Below are 21,121 nucleotides of genomic sequence, written 5' to 3' on the forward strand. Positions count from 1 at the left end.
GGGTGACACAACCCTGCGCGACGAAGAGTTCCTGCTCCATCAACCGCTGATCCTGTAGCAGCCTTCCCGGGAAGGCTGCAGCCATTATTCCGCTGTTGCTGGAGAGTTAGGCAAACAATTTACATGAGACTGATAGCACAGCTTGTTTTAACAAGTTGTTCACAGAAACTGTACGATCCCTACATCATTTTTCGCTGGAGCTCAAGCCGAACAAACCGGATTCACACTTCGAAACACAACACATTCACAGATTTTATTCGCCCGCAAAGATAAATCCCGGTGACAGTAGAAAATACGTAAACCTCTACCCTTCACGTCAGACAGGCCCGTTGCATCGCAACTTTCATTGCGCCATCAAGAGATGTTCCCTGACACAATACACCTTTATCTCTGACAGCCTGAGGACACCAGGGCAAAATTTCAGTCGCGAGCCCTCCCGTAAAAACGACTTTAATTTCTGAAAATCCGTCTTTTTTCAAAAGAGCATCAAGAAGCCCCGCAATATCCTTCCCAGCGCTTTCAAGAAGTCTTGCCGCCGCTCCACATCCGTTTTTCGCAGTCCGCAAAACAACCGGCGCCAGAGCGGCAAAATCAGTCGCCGACGCCCCGACGCTCCATGTCATGGGATCCGATCCCAGCTCTTGCAGATAATGTCGAACAGCAACGGAAAGATCACTTTCCCTTATCCGGCCATCAGACGCTGCAAGCATGTGACGGACAGCCGCAAGACCGATCCGGGCGCCACCGCCTTCATCACTCTGTGGAAAACCCCACCCACCAACACGATGGTTACGATCTCCACAGATGGCGTAACCAACGCTGCCCGTGCCTATGGCGACAATCGCACCATCCGCACCGCCATGTGCCCCGAGACATGAGGTATAGGCATCAGTCCGAACATCAAAAATCGTTAAATATGGAAAAAATGCTTTCAGTTTTTCCGGACGTCCCCCGACTTCGGCACCTGCTGCACCCGCTGCCGCAATCCATTTCACTTCGCCATTATGCAGCATATCCTCGGTCAGACCCGCCGTCTGTATCGCGCTGCGCAATGCGCCTTCCATGGATTTCGCTGCCTGCTCAACGGACGTTGCAATATTGGCTGGCCCACCACGGCTTTCTGCCAGCACATCCCCGGAAGGCGTCGCGATACGCAGGACTGTTTTGGTCGCTCCCGCATCAATGGCGAGCAGAAGCATTGACCGATCGGTCAACGCCCTTTGCCGAGACGGAAAAGCGCCTGCTCTCCAAAAAGATTTGCAAGACGGATCGACCGCCGCCAGGGCGCGCGATCCCCCTCTTCATCAATGGCCATCCATTCATGCACGCGATAGCCATCCTCATCACACAGCGCGAGAAAATCCCTGATCGTGCAAGGATGGATATTCGGTGTGGCGTACCAGGGCGTATGCCAGACAGCCGTGTTCGGCATCCGACCACCAAACAGCAACTTCACACGCATTTCCCAATGACCGAAATTCGGAAAAGAGACGATAGCATATCGTCCGATCCGAAGCATCTGACGCAGGACTTCTCGTGGCCGCTCGACCGCCTGCAGCGTGCGTTGCAACACGACATAGTCAAAGCTGTTGTCGGGATAATGCGCCAGATCATGATCCGCATCCCCATGCACCACCGGGAGACCGTGCGCCACGGAACGTGTGACCTCACCCATATCAATCTCGATCCCGCGCGCATCACATCCCCGCGTGCGGAAAAGATGGTCGATCAGGGTGCCGTCGCCGCTTCCTATATCCAGAACGCGTGTGCCCGGTGTGATCATCTTTGCAATCAGACGCTGATCAAGGCGCATCTCAGTGTCCTTTCAACGTCCGGGAAGAAAGACCCGCATGTTCCGCAGCTCCACTCAGAAACCCCTCAACCGTACGGTCGAAATCAGGCTCGTCCAGAAGAAATGCGTCATGTCCCTTGTCACTTTCGATCTCGACAAATGAAACATTCGCCGCCGCCCGGGTCAGAGCCCGCACGATCACCCGTGACTGGGAGGTCGGGAACAGCCAGTCTGAAGAGAAACAGACGACGCAGAACCGGGTTCTGGTTTCCCGGAATGGCCCGGCGCAGTCGCCATCATGCTCCATACCCAGATCCATCCAGTCCATTGCCCGGGTGATGGTGAGATAGGAGTTGGCGTCAAAGCGGCGCACGAAGGTCGAGCCCTGATGGCGCAGATAGGATTCGACCTCGAAAATCTCGCCAAATGTGGATAGCGCGCCGGGAGTGGCCCCGCCAGCAACCGGTTCATCACCCCGACGCACACGCCGACCGAACTTTCGGGTCAGGGCTTCCTCGGACAGGTAGGTAATGTGCGCCATCATTCTTGCGACAGCCAGCCCTCGCGCAGGAATGGCGCCCGTTTCCCAGTAGCGGCCTCCATGCCAGTCCGGATCGGCAAAGATCGCCTGCCGGCTGACCTCATTGAACGCAATATTCTGGGCTGAATGGAAAGGTGCTGTTGCGATCGGCATCGCCGCAAAGACCATGTCCGGGTAGGTTGCTGCCCATTCAAGGACCTGCATCCCCCCCATCGAGCCGCCGATCACCGCAAAAAGCCTGTCGATCCCGAGTTGCTTTACGAGCAGTCGTTGCGCCCGGACCATGTCGCGGATCGTGATGGGGGGAAAGTCGGTCCCCCACGGCTCTTCCCTGCTCACGCCATTTTCACCGGTCACCGTACGAAGGGAGCGTGGTCCTGTCGAGCCCATGCAACCGCCGAGCACATTCGAACAGATGACGAAAAACCTGTCCGTATCAATCGGTTTGCCCGGCCCGACCATGCGTTCCCACCAGCCGGGCTTTCCCGTCACCGGCTGGGTCTCGGCCACATACTGGTCGCCCGTCAGGGCGTGACAGATGAGGATCGCATTGTTCCGCTCGGGCGACAGGGTGCCATAGGTCCGGTAGGCAATCTCCACCGGCGCGAGCACTGACCCGCAGTCGAGCGTCAACCCTTCCGGAAATACAGAGCGTGTGTGTTCAACCGTAGAAGGAATGACAGTCTGGTCCATAAACCGGGGCTTCCAAAGATTACCGCCACATAAAGGCCAAAATCATCCGGATCAAGAACGAGACAGAACGCCTCTTTCCAGAAAGGGTGTGCAGACTGCACGCAAAACGACGTTGTCGACAAGCTTACAGGAGTTTACACTCCTGTAACCAAAGCCTTTTTGCCTCTCACAGCCACCTCTCAAAAAAGAATCGGCACTCTTTTGTGACATCACAAGGAAATGGAACAGGTGAGCCTCAGGGCTGTTCCTGCTCATGCTCGCCCTGCGCAATCCGCTGCTCGACAGCCTGCCGCCACGGCGCATCCTTCGGAGCCGCATCCAGCGCCTGTCGATACAGCGCAAGACTGTCCGCGCTGATATGTTTTTCGGCCCGGACCTGTTCTTCCGCCAGTTCGATGGCCAGATCCGGCTCAAAATGCAGTTCCAGCGCCTTGCGCCACGCGTCCATGGCGGCCTGCTCATGTCCCCGGGACGCCTCCGCCTGACCGAGCAAAATGTAGCCCTGCCGCAGTTGCGGATCGCTCATCGACATTTTCGACAGGGCGTCCTTGAGCTGGGCGATGACCTTGTTTGCCCGCATGTCACGCTGGGCCAATGCTTCCAGACGAGGTTGCAGCGGCTGGGCCGGGAAGCCCGGATGGCCACCGGTCCAGTAGAGCGCGACCGCCGCCAGCGGAATCAGCGCCAGAGCCAGAATGATTTTCACACGACCGGACCGGTCCACCATGCTCGCCGGGGCCCGGTCCGCCACCAGAATCCGCCGCTGGATCTCAAGCTGGGCGATGCCGTGTTCCGACGGCGCAATCATGCCGATATCGAGGTCACGATCCAGCTCGACCAGCTGCGCTTCATGCAGCGCCAGCGCCGTGCTGCGTTCGTCCCGGGCGACAGCGCGACGCCACAGGGTGAAGCCCGCAGGCAGCAGGGTTATCGCGCTCAGAAGAGCAATGCTGAGCCAGATCATATGTCACGTCCGGGGCAAAAGGCAGAAGAGAAGTTACCGGTCATCGCCAAGCTCCCTGAGCCGCGCCTGTTCAGCAGCACTCAGCGGTGCGGGCGTTGCCGTGCGACGACGGAAAATCATCACCGCAGACACAATGCCGATCAGCAGGGCCAGAACCGGCATGCCCCAGAGCAGGAGCGTCGCAATCGTCACCGGTGGGCTGAGACGGATGAAGTTGCCATACCGTGCCACCATCCAGTCGATGACCTGCTGGCTGTTCTCGCCCTTGGCGACATGCTCGCGCACCACCTTGCGAAGATCCCGCGCCAGACCGGCGCTGCTGTCTTCAATCGACTCGTTCTGACACACCAGACAACGGAGCTGCGCCCCGATCGCCTCGGCCTGCCGTTCCTGCTTTGGATCAGGCAGCATCTCGGAGGGATCATCGACTGCCCATGCCATGACAGGCGCGGACAGGCAGACCAGCAGCAGAGCCGCTTTCAGCCTGAACACTGTCTTCCCGCGGAACAGAGCCCTCATCTGCCAACAGCCTTCAGCGCATTCTTCAGGCTGTCACGCACCTCCGGGCTGTCGAGACCGGCGGCGCTATGCCAGACGATCATGCCGCCGGGCGCGATCAGAAAGCTTTCCGGTACACCCGAAACACCCCAGTCGATGGCCACGCGTCCGTCACGGTCGCTGCCAATGCGGGCATAAGGATTGCCTGCATGTTTCAGCAGGCCCGCCGCATTCTCCGGCTTATCCTTGTACGCGACACCCCAGATCGGCAGCTGCTTCCCAAGCGTCAGCAGGGCGTCCATTTCCGCGATGCAGGGGATGCACCATGAAGCGAAGAAGTTGATCAGAACCGGTTTTGTCAGCGTCTTCAGATCAACCGTCGCAAACCCCGTGCCGGGCGTCTGATCCGGCAGGGTGAAGTCCGGAACCGGACGGCCGGTCACAGGCGCGTTGATGTCGTGCGGATTGAACGAGCCGGTCTGCATCCCGGCCAGCATTTTCCAGAACGCCACGCCACAGATACCCGCCCCACCCAGCAGTGGAACGCCAAGGAGGAGGCGGCGGCGTGTGACAGTATTCTGACCGTCAGGAGATGTCTGTTCGCTGCTCATTCTGCTGCCACCACATCTGGGGCCGGAGCCCGTCTTGGAGCGCCCACGCGCATGCGACGATCGGACAGGGACAGCGCCCCGCCCATCGCCATGATCAGCGCCCCGAACCACATCCACGGCGCCAGAGGATTATAGTGAAGACGCAACACATAGGTCGGATTGCTGTCCGGCCCATGCTTGTCGCCAATCACACCGTACAGATCGGCCAGTCCATTGGTGTGGATCGACACTTCGGTCGTCGTCTGGTTCTGCGCGTTGAAGCTGCGCTTGGATGGGTGCATGACCGTCACCAGATGACCATTGTGGTGGATCTCGATGGTCGCCACCATAGCCATATAGTTTGGCCCCGGCACTGTCCGGACATCCGTGAGAGTCCATTCGTAGCCCGCCAGTTCTTCCTTCTGGCCGACATGCACCTCGACAATCTTGTGCTGGGCCTGCGACATGACCGCCAGCCCCAGCACGCTCACGCCGACACCGATATGCGCCAGAGCCGCGCCGAACGCGGAGCGTGGCAGGGACTTCGCCCGCTGGATGCTCTGCGAAAACGACACGCGGAACAGCGCCAGACGACCGGCAATGTCTGTCAGGCTGGAACCGATGATCCATACCGCCATCGTCGCACACAGGATTGGCAGCACGCCCGCAAGCCCGATCACCGTCACGACGAACGCGGCCAGCGTGGCCAGCGCCGCGACCCACAGGCGCCTGAGAACCGGCCAGAGCTGCGCCCGCTTCCACGGCAGCATTGGTCCGAACCCCATGAAGGTGAACAGCGGGATGGCCAGAGGAATGGTGGCCGCGTCAAAGAAGGGCTTGCCGACCGAGATCGTCTTGCCGAACAGCAGCGACATGAACGGCGGATACATCGTGCCGGTCAGCACCACGGCGCAGATCGAGCACAGCAGGATGTTGTTCAGCACCAGCGAGCCTTCCCGCGAGACCGGGGCGAACAGGCCGCCGCTGGTCAGAGACGGAGCACGCCATGCGAACAGCGCCAGCGATCCGCCGATGACCAGTCCCAGCAGGGCGAGAATGAAGATGCCGCGCGCCGGGTCCTGCGCGAAGGCGTGAACCGAATTGAGGATACCTGAACGCACGAGGAATGTGCCGGAGAGCGAGAAGGAGAAGGTGCCAATAGCCAGCAGAACGGTCCAGATCTTCAGCGCCTCACGCTTCTCGACCACGATGGCGGAGTGCATCAGCGCCGTGCCGGACAGCCACGGAATCAGCGAGGCGTTCTCCACCGGGTCCCAGAACCAGTAACCGCCCCAGCCGAGCACATAATAGGACCACCATGACCCAAGCGCGATGCCGCAGGTCAGGAAGCACCACGCCGCCACGGCCCACGGACGCACCCAGCGCCCCCATGCCGCATCGACGCGCCCTTCCATCAGCGCGGCAATGGCGAAGGCGAACGGCACGGCGAATCCGACATAGCCGGTGTAGAGAATCGGCGGATGGAACGCGAGGCCGGGGTCCTGCAACAGTGGGTTCATGCCCTGTCCGTCGAGCGGTGCGGGCCAGACCCGGTCGAACGGATCAGAGGTCGTCAGGCAGAACAGTTCGAACCCGGCGGCCACGCCACCCAGCACACCGATCACCCGCGCCCGCAGGGCCGATGGCAGATTACGACCGAACGCCGCCACCGCTGCACCGCAGATGCCGAGAATCAGCGCCCAGAGCAGGATGGACCCTTCATGGTTTCCCCAGACGCCGGTGATCTTGTAGAGCAGCGGCTTGGTCACCGAGCTGTTCTCAAGGATGTTGGCCACCGAGAAGTCGTTGGTCACCGCTGCATTCACAAGGCAGAGGAAGGAGGCGACCAGCGCGATGAGCTGCCCCAGCGCCAGACCGGGGGCGAGCGCCATCAGGCGACGGTCTCGCCTGCGTGCGCCCAGCACCGGCAGGATAGCCTGCGCCAGCGCGAAGACGCAGGCCAGCGCCAGCGCGAAACGACCAAGTTCGGGGCTCATACGGCCTCACTTCTCTTTTTGGATATACCGGGAATAGGGGCTCTGCCCCTTGGCCCCCGCCAAAGGCTCACCTTTGGAAACCGTGCATGAAATTGAATCGGGTAGAGGTTGCTCTTGGAAAGCAGACGGAGGGAAGGCATCAGTTCTTCCCGGCCGCCGCTGTATCCTTGCCGGTCATGGCGTTCCAGCTTGCAGCATCGGGTGGAGGACCGAATTTCGGGTTCCATTTCCCCGATTTCTGCAACGCTTCCGCCACTTCCTTCGGCATGTAGGTCTCATCATGCTTGGCCAGCACTTCCGACGCCACGAAGGTCTTGTCAGGCTCCAGAGAGCCCACGGCCACCACGCTCTGCCCCTCGCGGAACAAGTCCGGCAGGATGCCCTCGAAGCGCACGGTCACAGCGGCCTGACCGTCCGTCACCTGAAACAGGTTGATGGGCGTTTCGCCCTGACGCTCACGCTTCACCGATCCCGCCACGACCATGCCGCCAAGCCGGATCGTGCGATCCGCTGCGGGCGGATGGTCCACCACCTGAGAGGGGGCCATGAAAAGCTGGATATTGGAGGAAAAGGCCGAAAGCGTCAGACCGGCGGCTGTGCCCAGTCCGGCGACACAGGCGATGACAAGCCAGAGACGGCGGGTCTTGCGTTTCATGCGCGTTGTCCTCCCTGTGTCGCACTCTGGGCCCGGCCACGTGCAGCTTCCAGCGAGGCCAGTTTCAACCGGTCACGCTTCAGGCGCAGTGCTGCGCCAACGGACAGGATGACGGCCAGACTGCCCGCCAGCCCGTAGGACGCCAGAATATAAGGCAGGTGGGTCATGCGGATGCTTCCCCGGATGAAGCCCGACGCGGGCTTGAGAGTAGACTGCGAATACGGCTTTCCATCACACCGGCCCGGAGACGCGCAACAACAATCGCCGCAAAGCCCAGCGTGAACCCCAGTGTGGAAATCAGCAGCGGCCAGAGCATGGTCTGGGACATGGTCGGCGCGCCGGTCAGGGTGATGCTGGCGGGCTGATGCAGTGTGTTCCACCACTGCACGCTGAACTTGATGATCGGCAGATCCACGGCTCCGGCCAGCGCCAGAATGGCCGCCGCACGATAGCCACGTTGCTGGTCGTCGAAAGCGTGGATCAAGGCGATGTGCCCGAGATAGAGAAAGAACAGCACCAGCACGGAGGTCAGCCGGGCGTCCCACACCCACCATGTGCCCCACATCGGTTTGCCCCACAGGGAGCCGGTCGCCAGACAGGTCGCCGTCACGCAAGCGCCGACCGGTCCGATCTCGACGGCGGCGAGATCGGCGAGCGGGTGCTTCCAGACCAGAGACAGCACCGAACAGACGGCCAGCGCGAAATAGCCCGAGGACGACAGCCAGGCGCACGGGACATGCACATACATGATGCGCACCGAATCACCCTGCTGCCAGTCGGCAGGAGAGAAGAACAGCCCCCAGCCCAGCCCGATCAGCGTGATGATCACGGCGGACCATGTCAGCCAGGGCTGAATCCTGTCGCCCAGACGCAGGAAGCGGCCGGGGTTGGCATAGCGGTGAAACAGGGCTCCGGCCCGCTCTGTCAGTGTCGGCGTCGCGCTCAAGGTCCGTCCGTTCATTGGCAGGGCGCATCATTACGCCCATGTGGGTAAACCATTCCTTATGGCGCACCGCCCGCGAGCACGGAAGACGGCACGCAATCAGGCCCTGATGATCATGCAGGGGGTCGTGCGGGCTGTCTTCCTACACTATCATGCGGATATTGGCACGGGGTGCCCGCTGCATGGGCGGCACTCCCTCATTTCAACCCGGAGCCTCCTATGCTGTTCGCCATCATCTGCACCGACAAACCCGGCCAGTTCGAAACCCGCTCGGCCACGCGGCCGGATCACCTCGCCTTTCTCAAGACCTATGTCGACCGCATCCAGTTCGCCGGCCCGATGATGGGACCGGACGGCAAGCCCTCAGGCAGCATCGTCATGCTGGAAGCCGCCGACAAGGCCGAGGCCGAAGGCTTCGCCGCCGCTGACCCCTATGCAAAGGTCGGTCTGTTCGAGAGCGTGGTCATCCGTCCGCTGCGCACGGTTTTCCGTGATGGAAAACTGGCGGAATGAGCCGGAGCTACTGGCTGGTCAAATCGGAACCCGACGCCTTCTCCTGGGATGAGCAGGTCGCCAACGGTGTCGAGCCGTGGACCGGCGTGCGCAATCATCAAGCCAAGAAAAACCTCGCCGCCATGAAGAAAGGCGACCGCGCGTTCTTCTATCACTCCAATGTCGGACGTGAGATTGTCGGCGTGGTCGAGATCGTGAAGGAAGCCTATCCGGACCCGTCAGCCGAAAGCGGGTCATGGGTCTGTGTGGATGTGAAGGCCGTCGGCCCCATGCCGCGCCCGGTGACGCTCGCGGAGATCAAGGCCTCCCCCGAACTGGCCGAGCTTGCTCTGGTCCGGCAGTCCCGTCTTTCCGTCGTGCCTGTGTCGGAAGAACACTGGAACATCCTGTGCGGGATGGGCGACTGGACGTGAAGCCCCCTCTTCCTTCGCCTTTCAAGGAACTGACTTTACCCAAGGCAACCGATCAACTCTTTAGTCATACAGGCTCACCAGAAACACTTTGTTGCAGCACCGTATGACAAAGAGCCGAACATATCCCGGAGCGTGGTTAAATGAGACAAATCACTTCAAACCACACTCAAGACCAACCAAAAATATACTTAATCGCTGATTTTTACCGTGTATATCTGAGCCAAAGGGGCCTGCAATATATGCATTTTTTGGGAAAAAATATTCAGAAAAGCATCAATAGCAATTTTGGGAGTTTTCAAAGGATTGGCTTCTTCATTGACTGACTCCCGCCACAAATAATCATCAAATATAAGAACACCGCCAGGTTTCAGCAATTTAAAGCTCATTACAGCATCCATCAGAACATCATGAGCCTGATGCGATCCATCCACGTAAATCATATCAAAGTAATTTTTTCCGACAGATGTGATCAAATGCGCCAGAAGAAAATCACTCGTCCCTTTGGACTTGTGCATGGATACTTTATTTTTTGATTTTTTAATAGAAATATTTACATTAGAATCAAACCTTTCTTCAACGCTTGTCATATTTATATTCTGATTTTTATGCTCGACGCCCCCCTCCCAGGTATCCACACAGTAAACTTCGATGTCTTTATGTTGAGAGGCACAATCAATGGCAAAACAGGTGCTACGCCCTTCATATGATCCGATTTCAAGAATTTTTTCAGGCTTTAAGTTTGTAATGATCTGATTCCACACAGGCTCATTAGAAACAAACCAATCATTAGAATAAACATAATTTTCCGCCACCAAAAATCTCCACTGCAATACTTAAAGGAATCTTTCCTTCTTACATTTTATCCAAAACCATTTAACATTTAGTTTCTCAATATTTATTTCGAAACACACCACGCAAACCGTTTAAATTATATATTCTAAACCAAGCTTCATACCCTACTGTAAATACAAATCCGCTCGCACATTATTTTGTTACATTTTTTAAGCAGGGAGACCTGCACCGCTAAAAAACAAAATATGTCATAAAATGTAACAATATCTACAAATGCTAGTCACGCGCTTCGTTAAAAGCAGAGGCTGGTCTACTGTCTGCCGGTTTGTTCGCTGACCCGGAACAAACGGTCACACAGGAAGCAGAATGACGATCGCTCGTAAATCCCGACTTTGCGCAGTGAGCCTGATACTTGCAGGTCTCTCCTCTCAGGCACAGGCCAACCAGACAGCGGCCCCTCCCTCAGTCGTCAGAATGACCACGAGCGATCGCGCCATGGTTGATGACCTCGAGCACCGCACCTTCCTCTGGTTCTGGGAGGCGGCCGACCCACAGACCGGGCTGATCCCCGATCGCTATCCTTCCCCGCAGACCTTCGACAGCGTCGCGTCCATCGGGTTCGGTCTGACGGCCTACGGCATCGGAGCCGAGCGTCATTACATCACACGGGAGCAGGCGGCTGAACGGACTCTGACTACCCTGCGTTATCTGTCCCGCCTGCCGGAGAATGATTCAAAGGATCAGTCTTCCGGATTTCACGGGTTTTTCTACCACTTTCTCGATCCGAAAACCGGGCTGCGTCTGAATCCGGATATCGAACTATCCAGCATCGATACGGCGCTTCTCATGCAGGGCATTCTGTTTTCGCAGAGTTTCTATGACCGGAACACGCCGCAGGAAACGGAAATCCGCAATCTGGCAGATAGTCTTTACAAAAGGGTCGACTGGCAGTGGATGAAGCGTCCCGATAACCGCCTGAGCATGGGCTGGGGACCGGAGCATCAGTTCATCTCCAACTACTGGGAGGGCTACAGCGAAGGCATGATGGCCTACATTCTCGGGCTTGGTTCGCCCGAGCAGGATTATGCCCTGACCCCGGCCTCATGGAAGGCGTGGCTCAGCACCAATGACAAGCGCTGGGGTGAGTATTACGGCCAGACTTTTTTAAATTTCGCCCCGCTTTTCGGGCACCAGTACAGCCATGCCTGGATCGACTTCCGGGGCATTCAGGATGACTGGGTGCGTGGAAAAAGCGTTGATTATTTCGAGAACAGTCGGCGTGCAGCCTATGCCCAGCGCGCCTACGCCATGGCCAATCCCGGCGGATGGCACGATTACAGTGCGACTGTCTGGGGACTGACCGCCTCCGATGGGCCCGGTGAAATCACGCAGAAGGTGGACGGCAAGGACAAGCGGTTCATGTCATATGTCGCTCGCGGAACAGGCCGTGATTATGTGCAGGATGACGGAACGATCGCACCGACGGCGGCTGTCGGTTCCATTGCCTTTGCGCCTGAAATCGTAATTCCCGCCATACGTGAGATGAAAAGCCGCTATGGAAAACAGGTTTACGGCAAATACGGTTTTGTAGACGCCTTCAATCCCAGCTTTCAGGATGGCAAAACATTCTGGTCCGATCGTGAATATGTTGGAATCGATCAGGGGCCAATCCTGCTCATGATTGAAAACTGGCGGGACGGGTTTGTGTGGAATGTCATGAAGCACAATCCATATATCCGCACGGGTCTGCAGCGCGCCGGATTTTCCGGCGGGTGGCTGGAGACGAAAAACGCGCCGTCAGAATAACAGGCTTGCAGAGCGTCGTCTTTTTTCGGAAAGGCGATGCTCACTGAAGCTTTTTGCAAAAAGCCTTACCAGAGACTTCAGCTTTACTTAAAAGAGGTGTGTGAGCAGGCTTCAGGGCCAGAGGTAGAGCAGCTTGATGTAATAGGCGTTGCTTTCCGATGTGTCCCGCCCTTCCACGGAATGGCTGTACCGGGCTGTCAGACTGAAATCCCTGGCGATATTGAACATGATACCGGTTCCAAGCGCGACCTCCCGGCTGTTCGAATCATCCAGATACCGGTCCGCCGTTCTGTCATAGGTGCCGGTCACATTCTGCCAGTCGAACGCAAGAAACGGCTCGACAAGCTTGGTGGCTTTCCAGCTGAAACGCAGATTGCTGTAAAACACCACACCCGGAGAATAGCTGTGTTCTCCGGTCTTGTGCTTCGTTGCGCCGACAACCGTTCCGGCGTCACCATCGAAACTGAAATGCTTCCATTCATAATCAAAGATAAGGCTGGAAATGTTCGACCAGTACCCCGGTGTCAGCGAATCCCGTGTGCCGGAATTGGTCTGCATGAAGGTCTGGATACCGAACGTGCTGTGTGAATTCGGCTTGAACCACGCAGCCGGTCCCACAATCGTCGGGCCAAGGCCGCCATAGTTGGTGCCGTTGGAAAGATTGTAGCTCTCCGTCTGGATAAGCTCAAAAGCAAAGCCGACATGGGGAATGGCGTCAAACGTGCGGAAATGCACATATTTGGTCATGCCCGCCCAGGTATGGCTCCCTTCTCCCGGCTTACGCTGACCGCCGGAATTATAGTAGCTGCCGGCGGCATTGCCGTCGCCATACTGCACCAGAACATTGAAGGGCTTGAAATCGACCGGCAGGTCATACTCGTGCGGACCAATGATCCCGAGCGTGACATCCGAAGCCTCGGCTGTCCTTGCAGGGACAAAGCTGAGTGTCGATGCAAAGACACACAACACCATACGACGGTGCCATGCGGCCCTTTCTGTGAAGTGCATTGGTTTTATTCCGGAATAGCCGGGACTGCATGAGCCACGCTCTGCGACTCATACAGTCCCTGTTGAAACCAGTTCAGAAAACAGGAGTGAAGAGGGGCAGAAGGCGTCGGCTGAGCCGTTCCTTCTGCCCGTCCCAGCGCTTTTTACTTCGTAGCGCCATCGAGTGTGTAGGCAAGGATGTAATCGCCTGAGCGCGTCCCAAGACCACCATGACCACCGGCGGCGATCAGCACATACTGCTTGCCCTCGACTTCATAGCTCATGGGCGTCGCCTGACCACCAGCCGGGAGACGATCCTTCCAGATCACCTTGCCTGTGGCGACATCGAACGCACGCAGATAGTCGTCCGCTGTCGCGCCCATGAACAGCAGTCCACCCTTGGTCACAATGTTTCCGCCGATATTATACATGCCTGTGGGCAGCGGCAGATTGTTGTGCGTCCGGAAAGGCCCCGTATCACGCGTCGTGCCGACAGGGTGCTGCCATACGATCTTCTTGGTCACGAGGTCGATCGCAGTCAGCGTGCCCCAGATCGGTCCCTTGCAGGGAATCTGCAGCGGGTTCAACCAGGGGTTGGTGTAGGCGACATACGGCGTGCCGTAGTCAGGCGAGATGGCCAGAGCGTTGCCTTTCGGCGTTGGCTCGTTGCCTGCGCCCTGCCATTTCGGCAGCACGCCTTCCTCCTCAAGCTTGTTGCGATGATCGAGCTTGATACGGAACGGCAGGTAGCTGGCGTTGGCGAACATCAGCTTGCGGGCCGGGTCAATGGTGATGCCCTGCCAGTCAACGACACCATAGAACGCCGGATAGACGATCGTGGTCTTGCCGACGTGCGGTGGCGTAAACTGACCCTCATAGGCCGACTCACGATACTCGAGACGGCACAGCATCTGGTCCAGCAGGGTTGCGCCCCACATGTCGGACTCTTTGAGGTTCGCTGGCGTCAGGCTCGGCATTGCCGCCGGATAAGGCTGCGTCGGGCTGACACGATCATCCGGAGCATGACCGGCTGTCGGAACAGGACGCTCCTCGACCGGATAGCCCGGAACCGGCTGACCCGTTCGCCGATCAAGCACGAAGAACTCGCCGCGCTTCGTGCTCTGCACCAGAGCCGGAACAGTCTGACCGTTCGCATCCGGCAGATCGACCATTGTCGGGCCACTCGGAAGATCCATGTCCCACAGATCGTGATGGACCGTCTGGTAGAGCCAGCGACGCTCACCCGTTACGATATCGAGGGCGACAGTCGCACTGGACGTTGCATCATCGAACGGACGACGTGAACCGCCCCAGTTGTCCGGCGGGGCATTACCCGTGCCGAAATAGACCAGACCAAGATCAGGATCGGCCGTGTAGACGCCCCACGCATTCGGTGTGTCACGCGTGAGCATGTCACCCGGACCCGGCGTCCATGTCTCGGGATTGTGGCCCGCATCCCATGCCCAGGCGATCTTGCCTGTGGTGGCGTCGAAGGCGCGCACAGCGCCCGAAGGCTCGAAGTTGGCCTGATTGTCAAAGATCCAGCCGCCCGTGATCAGACGGTTTTTCATGACCATCGGAGGCGAGGTGATGAAGTGGAAGCCCAGCGGCACATTGCCCATGTATTCGCGCATGGAAATGAAGCCATGATCACCGAAGTCATCACAGGGCTGACCGGTCTCGGCATTGACCGCGACGATGCGGGCATCAGCTACCGGTGAGTAGATACGCTCACGGCAGGATGTCTGGATCTCGTCGGGAATGCGATAGTAGGAGACGCCACGGCAGGCGAGATAGACGTTCGTGTCCAGATCGGCCTTGGCAGGCTTCGGATCGTACTTCCATTTGACCTTGCCGGTCTTGGCGTCCAGCGCCATCACCCAGCTATGCGGGGTGCATATATAAAGAGTGTCCTTGACCTTGATGGGGGTCAGTTCGAGATTGAACTCGTGACCGGCATCAGGCCCGGCCACAACTGCTTCACCCGCCTGCTGCGTGTCGCCGGTCCGTGTGACCCATGCCCGTTTCAGATTACTGATATTGGCCGGCGTGATCTGGTCCAGCGGGGTATAACGCTGTCCCTGGGCATTGCGGCCATAATAGTGCCAGTCACCGGCAGGAACGCCGTCATGCATATCCGGTAGGCTCGCAGCCATGCGGTCAGCAGCCACCGTGCCGTTGATGGAGTAGGAAGAGAAGCAGCTTGCAACCAGCGCAAGGCAGGAAACAGCCAGCGCCCCGAGTACTTCCCGCTTGTCGGTCATCCACGTTGAACCGGCGCGCCAGACGCCCGGGATCAGCAGCCAGACGCCAAGGCCAACAAGTGTCAGAAGGCGAACTTCAAGGCCCCAGATATTGAAGCCGACTTCAAACAGCGACCAGACAGTCGCCAGCAGCAGGAATGCCGCATACAGGCGCATTGCCGTCTGTGGCTTGCTCAGCCCCAGAACGGCTGCGGCAAGCATGACGAATCCTGCGAGCGCGTAAAACCACGAACCTCCAAGAAAAAGAAGCTTAATTCCTCCCAATAAAAGAAATAAACCCATAATTCCGAAAATAACAGAGGTTATGACTGACCATAACTTCATGCCACTTTTCTGCATTTCATCTTTCTTTCTTCTGCATACCCTAATCTGTTCCGAAATTTTATTTTTCGAATACGAAACAAAAGGCTGCGCGGACAGATAAGGCATTCACCGCATGAGCCATTTTCAAAACAAGGATTCAGACGCAGGAATCACATAAATTTGTTTTCTGGCACCCAAAACTGTATCGGATATGATACAGTTTTGGTGACGCCATTAAAGCAGGCAGCATCAGAGGCTTGCTCTTGCCCATTGTTTATAAAAGGATAATTTCAGTGCCTTGCGATTTCGGCACTTCATGACAAAGCGATGAATTCTGGTGCATGCCCGTCACGTAGCGCCCAACGCATCAGTCAGGGAACGGCCTTCAGCCTTCTGACGGGACATGCGCCTCGATATCGTGGAACTTCGAATAATCCACAGCCAGACCGCCGCTCGGCCGTGTGTGAATGATGTCCACAAACCGGTGATTGTGCAGAACCTTGTCAAACGCATAGGCCGTCCGGGCGAACACCGTCTGCCCCATGGCCTCATCCGTTCCGGTGACTGTCACGATGATCTCGGCCTCTTCCGCCTGCAACTCCTGCAACGAGCATCTGTGCAGCGGGCTGGTCTCCGTCACGACATGCGCCAGCACGAAGGCAAAGCGCAGAACCGGTACATGCGCCTGCACCAGCGTCAGCGGCTCGAAGCGCCGCTCAAGATGACCGTCATGCGTGACAATCAGCCGTGACAGGGCAACCTCGACATCCACGGACAGGATCAGGCTGCGACGGCAGTTGGCGATCCGGATACACAGGGCGGATACCCCGTTTTCATCCGACACGACCGCCTTGTTACTGAAGATGATCCGGGCGCGGGGACGGGCGATTCGGGCAAAGACGGCACCTGCGGCCAGCGCATTGACCATCATGCCCAGCAGCACTTCGAACGACACGATCACATTGGCGGCGACACCGCTCGGCACCATGCCGCCATAACCGACGGTCGACAGCGTCTGCACGCTGAAAAAGAACAGGTCCAGAAAGGACAGGGGGTGCGGACCCGTCACTTCGCCGGGAACCAGCGCATACAGCACGGCGAACAGCAGGTTCACCACCACATAGGAGACGAACGCCCAGAAAGTGAAGGCAGTCCAGCTGGCTGTCAGGGCATGATGGTACATGTCTGACCAGAGCGCGTCATGCACCCCGACACGCACCACATCGGCATGCTTCTTTTCGTCGAGAGCATGGGCCCGGAAACGGCGGATGGCCTCCTTGGTGGAGATATGCCTTTTCGTCTTCCCGGAATGTTTCCCGGTGGACGGTGAATGAGCTGGAGCGTCCTGACGCTCTCCCTCCTGCGGCTCCTGCGATGCAGAGGAACGTTGTGCATTCAGTCGCTGCCAGATCCGCTTCATCATGTCCTCTTCAAGGATGAAAAGGCACGGAAAACAGGCCGCGCCGCCCCTCTTCTCCCCATACCGGCATGACTGGTTTCCCGCTACCGAGGCTTCTGCATGGAACCCCCGCATTCCCCATTTGGCGAAAAACTTTCTATCCTCGGAAAAACCGGTTCCACACGACTGTCCGGACCGGTCAGCACATCAGACAGGGTAATGCGCGAATGACATCCAGCCGCACTCAATCCGCAGTCCGGGGCCGTATCGTCACCTTCCGGGACAATCCATTCAACGTCCCGCCATCCGAAGCCCTGTTGGTAGAAGAAGATGGGCTGGTCGTCATGGAAGGCGGCCTGATCACTCAGGTCGGCGCCTATACAACACTCCGTGACACGCTGAACGCAGACACCACTGTTGTCTCTTATGGCGATGCCCTGATCTCGGCGGGCTTCATCGACACGCATGTGCATTACCCGCAACTGCCGGTCATCGCATCGTGGGGACAGCAGCTGCTGGAGTGGCTGGACCGGTATGTCTTTCCAGCGGAGGCCGCCTTCTCCGATCCGCTGGTGGCGCGGGACACCGCCCGACGGTTCCTTGGCGAACTGCTGCGTGCCGGCACGACGACCGCCGCCGTTTACTGTACGGTGCACCCACAGTCTGTGGACGCCTTCTTCACCGAAGCTGAGCGGATCGGCGCACGCATGATCGCGGGCAAGGTGCTGATGGATCGCAACGCCCCCGACACCCTGCGGGACTCGGTGAAAACGGGCTATGCCGACTCGGCGGCGCTTATCGGACGCTGGCACGGAAAGAAGCGGCTCTCCTACGCCGTCACACCGCGATTCGCGATCACCAGCACACCGGAACAGCTGGAAGCCGCTGGCCAGCTGCTCCGTGAGCATGACGGGCTCTTCATGCAGACGCATCTTTCCGAAAATCTGCACGAAATCGAAACCGTCGCCCGTCTGTTCCCCGAGCGCTCCTCCTATCTCGATGTCTATGATCATGCCGGACTGGTCGGTCCCCGCAGCATCTTCGGGCATGGCGTGCATATCGGTGAAAAGGAGTTCTGCCGCTGCCATGAGAGTGCTGCGAGTCTGGCGCACTGCCCGACCTCGAATCTGTTTCTTGGCAGCGGACTCTTCAAGCTTTTTGAAGCCCTGTCCCCGGAACGTCCGGTGCGCGTGGGCCTGGGCACCGATGTCGGCGCGGGCACGTCCCTTTCCCAACTCCGGACGCTGGGCGAGGCCTACAAGGTGGCGCAACTGACGGGCCGCTCACTCCATCCCGTTCAGGCCTTCTGGCTGGCGACCGCGGGAAGCGCCCGTTCTCTGCATCTGGAAGACAGAATCGGCACGCTCGCACCGGGCATGGAAGCAGATCTGTGCGTGCTCGATCCACATGCCTTTCCCCTGCTCGATTACAGGGCGTCACGCTGTGAAAGCGTCGAAGAGCTGCTTTTCACCCTGATGACCCTTGGAGACGAGCGTTGCATTTCAGCCACATGGGTGGGAGGGACGTGCGTCCATACACGCGAAAATGGCTCTTTATATGGCTAGAAACGGCAGAAATCCCTCAGTGCAACAAAACTGAAATACCTGTGTCATTCAAGCTTCACGCCGTTTTCCGTGAGCAGAGATTAACAGGGCGTCATCCCACGGCTCCGGATCAAGAGAGAGATGACCCTGTCCTCCCGTTTCCTACTTCTTTCACTGACAGTACTGAGCGGAGCATCAGTCCTGTCGGTTTCCCCTGCACAGGCAGCAACGTCCGACAGCGCAGAAGTTGCCGAACTGCGTCGTGAAATGGCCGAGATGCGCCATGAGATGCTGAGCATGCGCTCCGAGCTGCGTCACCGGAACACGTTCCCGACCAACCATGATGGTCGTCCGGCTTCCGATCGTGGCGAGGCTCACTCATGGAAAAGCGCTCACGCAGCGGCTGCCCATACACCGAACGACTATAACGGCTCTCCGGAAGCCGGCATTGCGTTCAACCAGCCTGCGAAAATCAACTATCACGCCACAGGCGACGGTCGTCCGGCTTCTGATCGCGGCATCACCAGCTCGTGGGAAGATTTCAAGCGCGCTTCCGCCGATACGGAAGTCGTGCAGGTCGGCGGCATGAAGATCGGCTTCCCGAACGGTCGCCCGACGATCCAGTCCGAAGACGGCAAATATGCCTTCTCGATCGGTCTCGCCTTTCATGAAGACTTCGGTGGCTTCATGGGCGTGAGCCCGAAGGCTGGCGAAGCCAAGGGCAAGTTCAATGGTTTCACGTCAAACGCCCGTCGTCTGCGTATTCCGTTCACCTTCCGCTACAAGGACTGGGTCGCCAACGTCACACCTGACTTCGGTGCGGGCAACAACGACGGCACCGTCGGTCTTTACGAAGCGAACCTGAACTACGCCGGTCTGCGCAACACCATCCTGACGGTCGGTTACTTCCAGCCGCGCGTGACGGAAGAAGATTCCGAGAGCTCGAACGAATTCGAGTTCATGGAACGTCCGGGCATCACCGATATCGTGCGTAACATCGCCGCCAGCGATGCGCGCTTCTCGATCGGTGGTCTGCATTATGAAAAGCGTTGGTGGATCGGTGCCTACTTCACCGGTCAGCAGTTCGGTGGACGTAACGCCAGCGGTTACTACGGCGGCGACGGCGCGGTCAGCGACAGCCAGACGGGCGGCACCTTCCGTGTCGCAGGTCGTCCTGTCGCCACCAAGGACTGGGATCTGCATCTCGGTATTTCCGCCATTTCGGCCTTCAAGCCGAACAATGGCACGCACGGTCGTTCCTTCACGCTCAGCCAGCGTCCTGAAGTCAACCTTGGTGAAGACAGCCTGCTCGGTACGGGCGCGATCACCAACGTGTCCCAGGTCTGGGCAGCCGGTCCTGAAGTTGGTCTTCGCTGGAAAAGCCTCGTTATCAAGAGTGAATACTACCACATCGGTGTAAACCGTTCGCACAATGCGTCCGGCCAGTCTCTTGGCAACCTGAACTTTGGCGGCTGGTATGTGGCTGCAAACTACACCCTGTTCGGCACGCCGCGTGCCTACAACTACAAGGAAGGCGCTTTCGCCGCTCCGGGCGTAAAAGAGAACCAGGAATTCAATCCTGCAACCGGTCACTGGGGTGCGCTTGAAATCACCGGCCGTTACAGTGAAACCAATCTCAACAGCCAGCCGAACTCCGCCACAGGCATTCGTGGCGGCAACCAGATCGTCTGGTCGGGTGGTCTGAACTGGTATCCGAACCGCCACTTCCGCGTGATGCTGGACTACAACCACTTCATCGACCAGCGGACCAACAACGACGGTCTCGTCAACATCGCAGGCCGCAACGGAAACTCCGTCGCCGCCCGTGTGCAGGCTGCTTTCTGATCTGCAACGACAGGAAGGAGCGGGATATATCCCGCTCCTTTTTTATAGGTGTGATGCGGCCCGATTCCCTGAGCGTTCTGGCCGTCTGATCACAAACAAACGTTCTGGCCGTCTGATCACAAACAAAAAGGCAGGGAGCTTTCACTCCCTGCCTTTTGTATTTTCATCGACTCAAATGTCGAAGCGATCAGGCGACAGCGCGCGCGCCATCCTGCTGTGCGGCCAGTTCCATGGCTGCCATGGCGGCGGCGGATGCGTTGCGCTGCTTCAACGCCTCACGAAGGATGCAGACAACGCCTTTGACACAGTTGCCACACTGCGCCCGACATTTTCGGGCTGCATAGACTTCTACGGGTCGTGTTGCTCCGGCTTCCACCGCAGCGCTTACATCATGATCGGTCAGCCCGTTACAGGAGCAGATATACATCCACATGCCTCATCGCCTCAACGTAGTAATATGTTAGCAGTCAATGAGAACGCTTCGCAATAACATTTCTGTCAATTCATCCGAAAAAGTGCTTTCAGGACCAGACAGGCATTCGGTCACTCAGCGGATATCCGGGAAAGACCGCAGTTTCTTTC

At 58.1% G+C, this 21,121-nt stretch carries 20 protein-coding genes; 5 read left to right on the forward strand and 15 right to left on the reverse strand.

Going from position 1 to position 21,121, the window contains the following annotated elements:
- Positions 1–311: 311 nt before the first annotated feature.
- From EMQ_RS09870 to EMQ_RS09915, 10 genes are all read right to left on the reverse strand, one after another.
- Entirely contained in the window at positions 312–1,214 is a 903-nt protein-coding gene (locus EMQ_RS09870) for a BadF/BadG/BcrA/BcrD ATPase family protein (protein WP_231367959.1), read from the reverse strand.
- Positions 1,211–1,813 (reverse strand): methionine biosynthesis protein MetW, encoded by a 603-nt coding sequence (gene metW / locus EMQ_RS09875; protein ID WP_010667367.1) that lies wholly within the window; start codon positions 1,811–1,813, stop codon positions 1,211–1,213. Before metW ends, EMQ_RS09870 begins: the two co-directional genes overlap by 4 nt.
- A 1-nt stretch (position 1,814) precedes the next feature.
- A complete protein-coding gene (gene metX, locus EMQ_RS09880) occupies positions 1,815–3,026 on the reverse strand; it encodes a homoserine O-acetyltransferase MetX (RefSeq protein ID WP_010667366.1) in 1,212 nt (403 codons plus the stop codon).
- Between the two features lie 235 nt (positions 3,027–3,261).
- Positions 3,262–3,990, reverse strand: a complete 729-nt coding sequence (gene ccmI / locus EMQ_RS09885; protein WP_010667365.1) for a c-type cytochrome biogenesis protein CcmI — start codon at positions 3,988–3,990, stop codon at positions 3,262–3,264.
- Between the two features lie 33 nt (positions 3,991–4,023).
- Entirely contained in the window at positions 4,024–4,509 is a 486-nt protein-coding gene (locus EMQ_RS09890; protein WP_010667364.1) for a cytochrome c-type biogenesis protein, read from the reverse strand.
- Positions 4,506–5,099: a redoxin domain-containing protein gene (locus tag EMQ_RS09895; protein ID WP_010667363.1), complete on the reverse strand. Its 594-nt coding sequence runs from the start codon at positions 5,097–5,099 to the stop codon at positions 4,506–4,508. Before EMQ_RS09895 ends, EMQ_RS09890 begins: the two co-directional genes overlap by 4 nt.
- Entirely contained in the window at positions 5,096–7,075 is a 1,980-nt protein-coding gene (locus EMQ_RS09900) for a heme lyase CcmF/NrfE family subunit (protein WP_010667362.1), read from the reverse strand. Before EMQ_RS09900 ends, EMQ_RS09895 begins: the two co-directional genes overlap by 4 nt.
- A 139-nt stretch (positions 7,076–7,214) precedes the next feature.
- Positions 7,215–7,730 carry a cytochrome c maturation protein CcmE gene (ccmE, locus tag EMQ_RS09905; protein ID WP_018308075.1) on the reverse strand — a complete coding sequence of 172 codons (516 nt, stop codon included), beginning with the start codon at positions 7,728–7,730 and terminating at the stop codon, positions 7,215–7,217.
- Positions 7,727–7,897, reverse strand: a complete 171-nt coding sequence (locus EMQ_RS09910) for a hypothetical protein (protein ID WP_010668632.1) — start codon at positions 7,895–7,897, stop codon at positions 7,727–7,729. Before EMQ_RS09910 ends, ccmE begins: the two co-directional genes overlap by 4 nt.
- Entirely contained in the window at positions 7,894–8,676 is a 783-nt protein-coding gene (locus tag EMQ_RS09915) for a heme ABC transporter permease (RefSeq protein ID WP_018308074.1), read from the reverse strand. The genes EMQ_RS09910 and EMQ_RS09915 overlap by 4 nt, the downstream gene beginning before the upstream one ends.
- A 216-nt stretch (positions 8,677–8,892) precedes the next feature.
- On the opposite strand from EMQ_RS09915, the gene EMQ_RS09920 reads away from it, so the two are divergent.
- Positions 8,893–9,186 carry a YciI family protein gene (locus tag EMQ_RS09920; RefSeq protein ID WP_010668634.1) on the forward strand — a complete coding sequence of 98 codons (294 nt, stop codon included), beginning with the start codon at positions 8,893–8,895 and terminating at the stop codon, positions 9,184–9,186.
- On the forward strand, positions 9,183–9,599 hold the full coding sequence (locus tag EMQ_RS09925) for an EVE domain-containing protein (RefSeq protein ID WP_010668635.1): 417 nt from the start codon (positions 9,183–9,185) through the stop codon (positions 9,597–9,599). Before EMQ_RS09920 ends, EMQ_RS09925 begins: the two co-directional genes overlap by 4 nt.
- A gap of 188 nt (positions 9,600–9,787) precedes the next feature.
- Here the strand turns inward: EMQ_RS09925 and EMQ_RS09930 are convergent, their stop codons facing one another.
- A complete protein-coding gene (locus EMQ_RS09930; protein ID WP_048874171.1) occupies positions 9,788–10,411 on the reverse strand; it encodes a class I SAM-dependent methyltransferase in 624 nt (207 codons plus the stop codon).
- 346 nt (positions 10,412–10,757) lie between these two features.
- Here EMQ_RS09930 and EMQ_RS09935 point away from each other — a divergent pair, with 346 nt between their 5' ends.
- Entirely contained in the window at positions 10,758–12,197 is a 1,440-nt protein-coding gene (locus tag EMQ_RS09935; RefSeq protein ID WP_010667110.1) for a glucoamylase family protein, read from the forward strand.
- A gap of 111 nt (positions 12,198–12,308) precedes the next feature.
- Here the strand turns inward: EMQ_RS09935 and EMQ_RS09940 are convergent, their stop codons facing one another.
- From EMQ_RS09940 to EMQ_RS09950, 3 genes are all read right to left on the reverse strand, one after another.
- Positions 12,309–13,169, reverse strand: a complete 861-nt coding sequence (locus tag EMQ_RS09940; protein WP_010667109.1) for a transporter — start codon at positions 13,167–13,169, stop codon at positions 12,309–12,311.
- A 179-nt stretch (positions 13,170–13,348) separates the two neighbouring features.
- A complete protein-coding gene (locus EMQ_RS09945; RefSeq protein WP_026200097.1) occupies positions 13,349–15,787 on the reverse strand; it encodes a membrane-bound PQQ-dependent dehydrogenase, glucose/quinate/shikimate family in 2,439 nt (812 codons plus the stop codon).
- A 349-nt stretch (positions 15,788–16,136) separates the two neighbouring features.
- A complete protein-coding gene (locus tag EMQ_RS09950; RefSeq protein WP_010668155.1) occupies positions 16,137–17,174 on the reverse strand; it encodes an ion channel in 1,038 nt (345 codons plus the stop codon).
- A 203-nt stretch (positions 17,175–17,377) separates the two neighbouring features.
- Between EMQ_RS09950 and guaD the strand changes: the two genes are divergently transcribed.
- A complete protein-coding gene (guaD, locus tag EMQ_RS09955; protein ID WP_010668156.1) occupies positions 17,378–18,715 on the forward strand; it encodes a guanine deaminase in 1,338 nt (445 codons plus the stop codon).
- Between the two features lie 120 nt (positions 18,716–18,835).
- Entirely contained in the window at positions 18,836–20,539 is a 1,704-nt protein-coding gene (locus EMQ_RS09960) for an OprO/OprP family phosphate-selective porin (RefSeq protein ID WP_018308070.1), read from the forward strand.
- Between the two features lie 187 nt (positions 20,540–20,726).
- Here the strand turns inward: EMQ_RS09960 and EMQ_RS09965 are convergent, their stop codons facing one another.
- Positions 20,727–20,966 carry a (2Fe-2S)-binding protein gene (locus EMQ_RS09965; protein ID WP_187326321.1) on the reverse strand — a complete coding sequence of 80 codons (240 nt, stop codon included), beginning with the start codon at positions 20,964–20,966 and terminating at the stop codon, positions 20,727–20,729.
- Between the last annotated feature and the right edge of the window lie 155 nt (positions 20,967–21,121).

The sequence above is a fragment of the Acetobacter aceti NBRC 14818 genome, assembly GCF_000193495.2.
GTDB lineage: Bacteria > Pseudomonadota > Alphaproteobacteria > Acetobacterales > Acetobacteraceae > Acetobacter > Acetobacter aceti.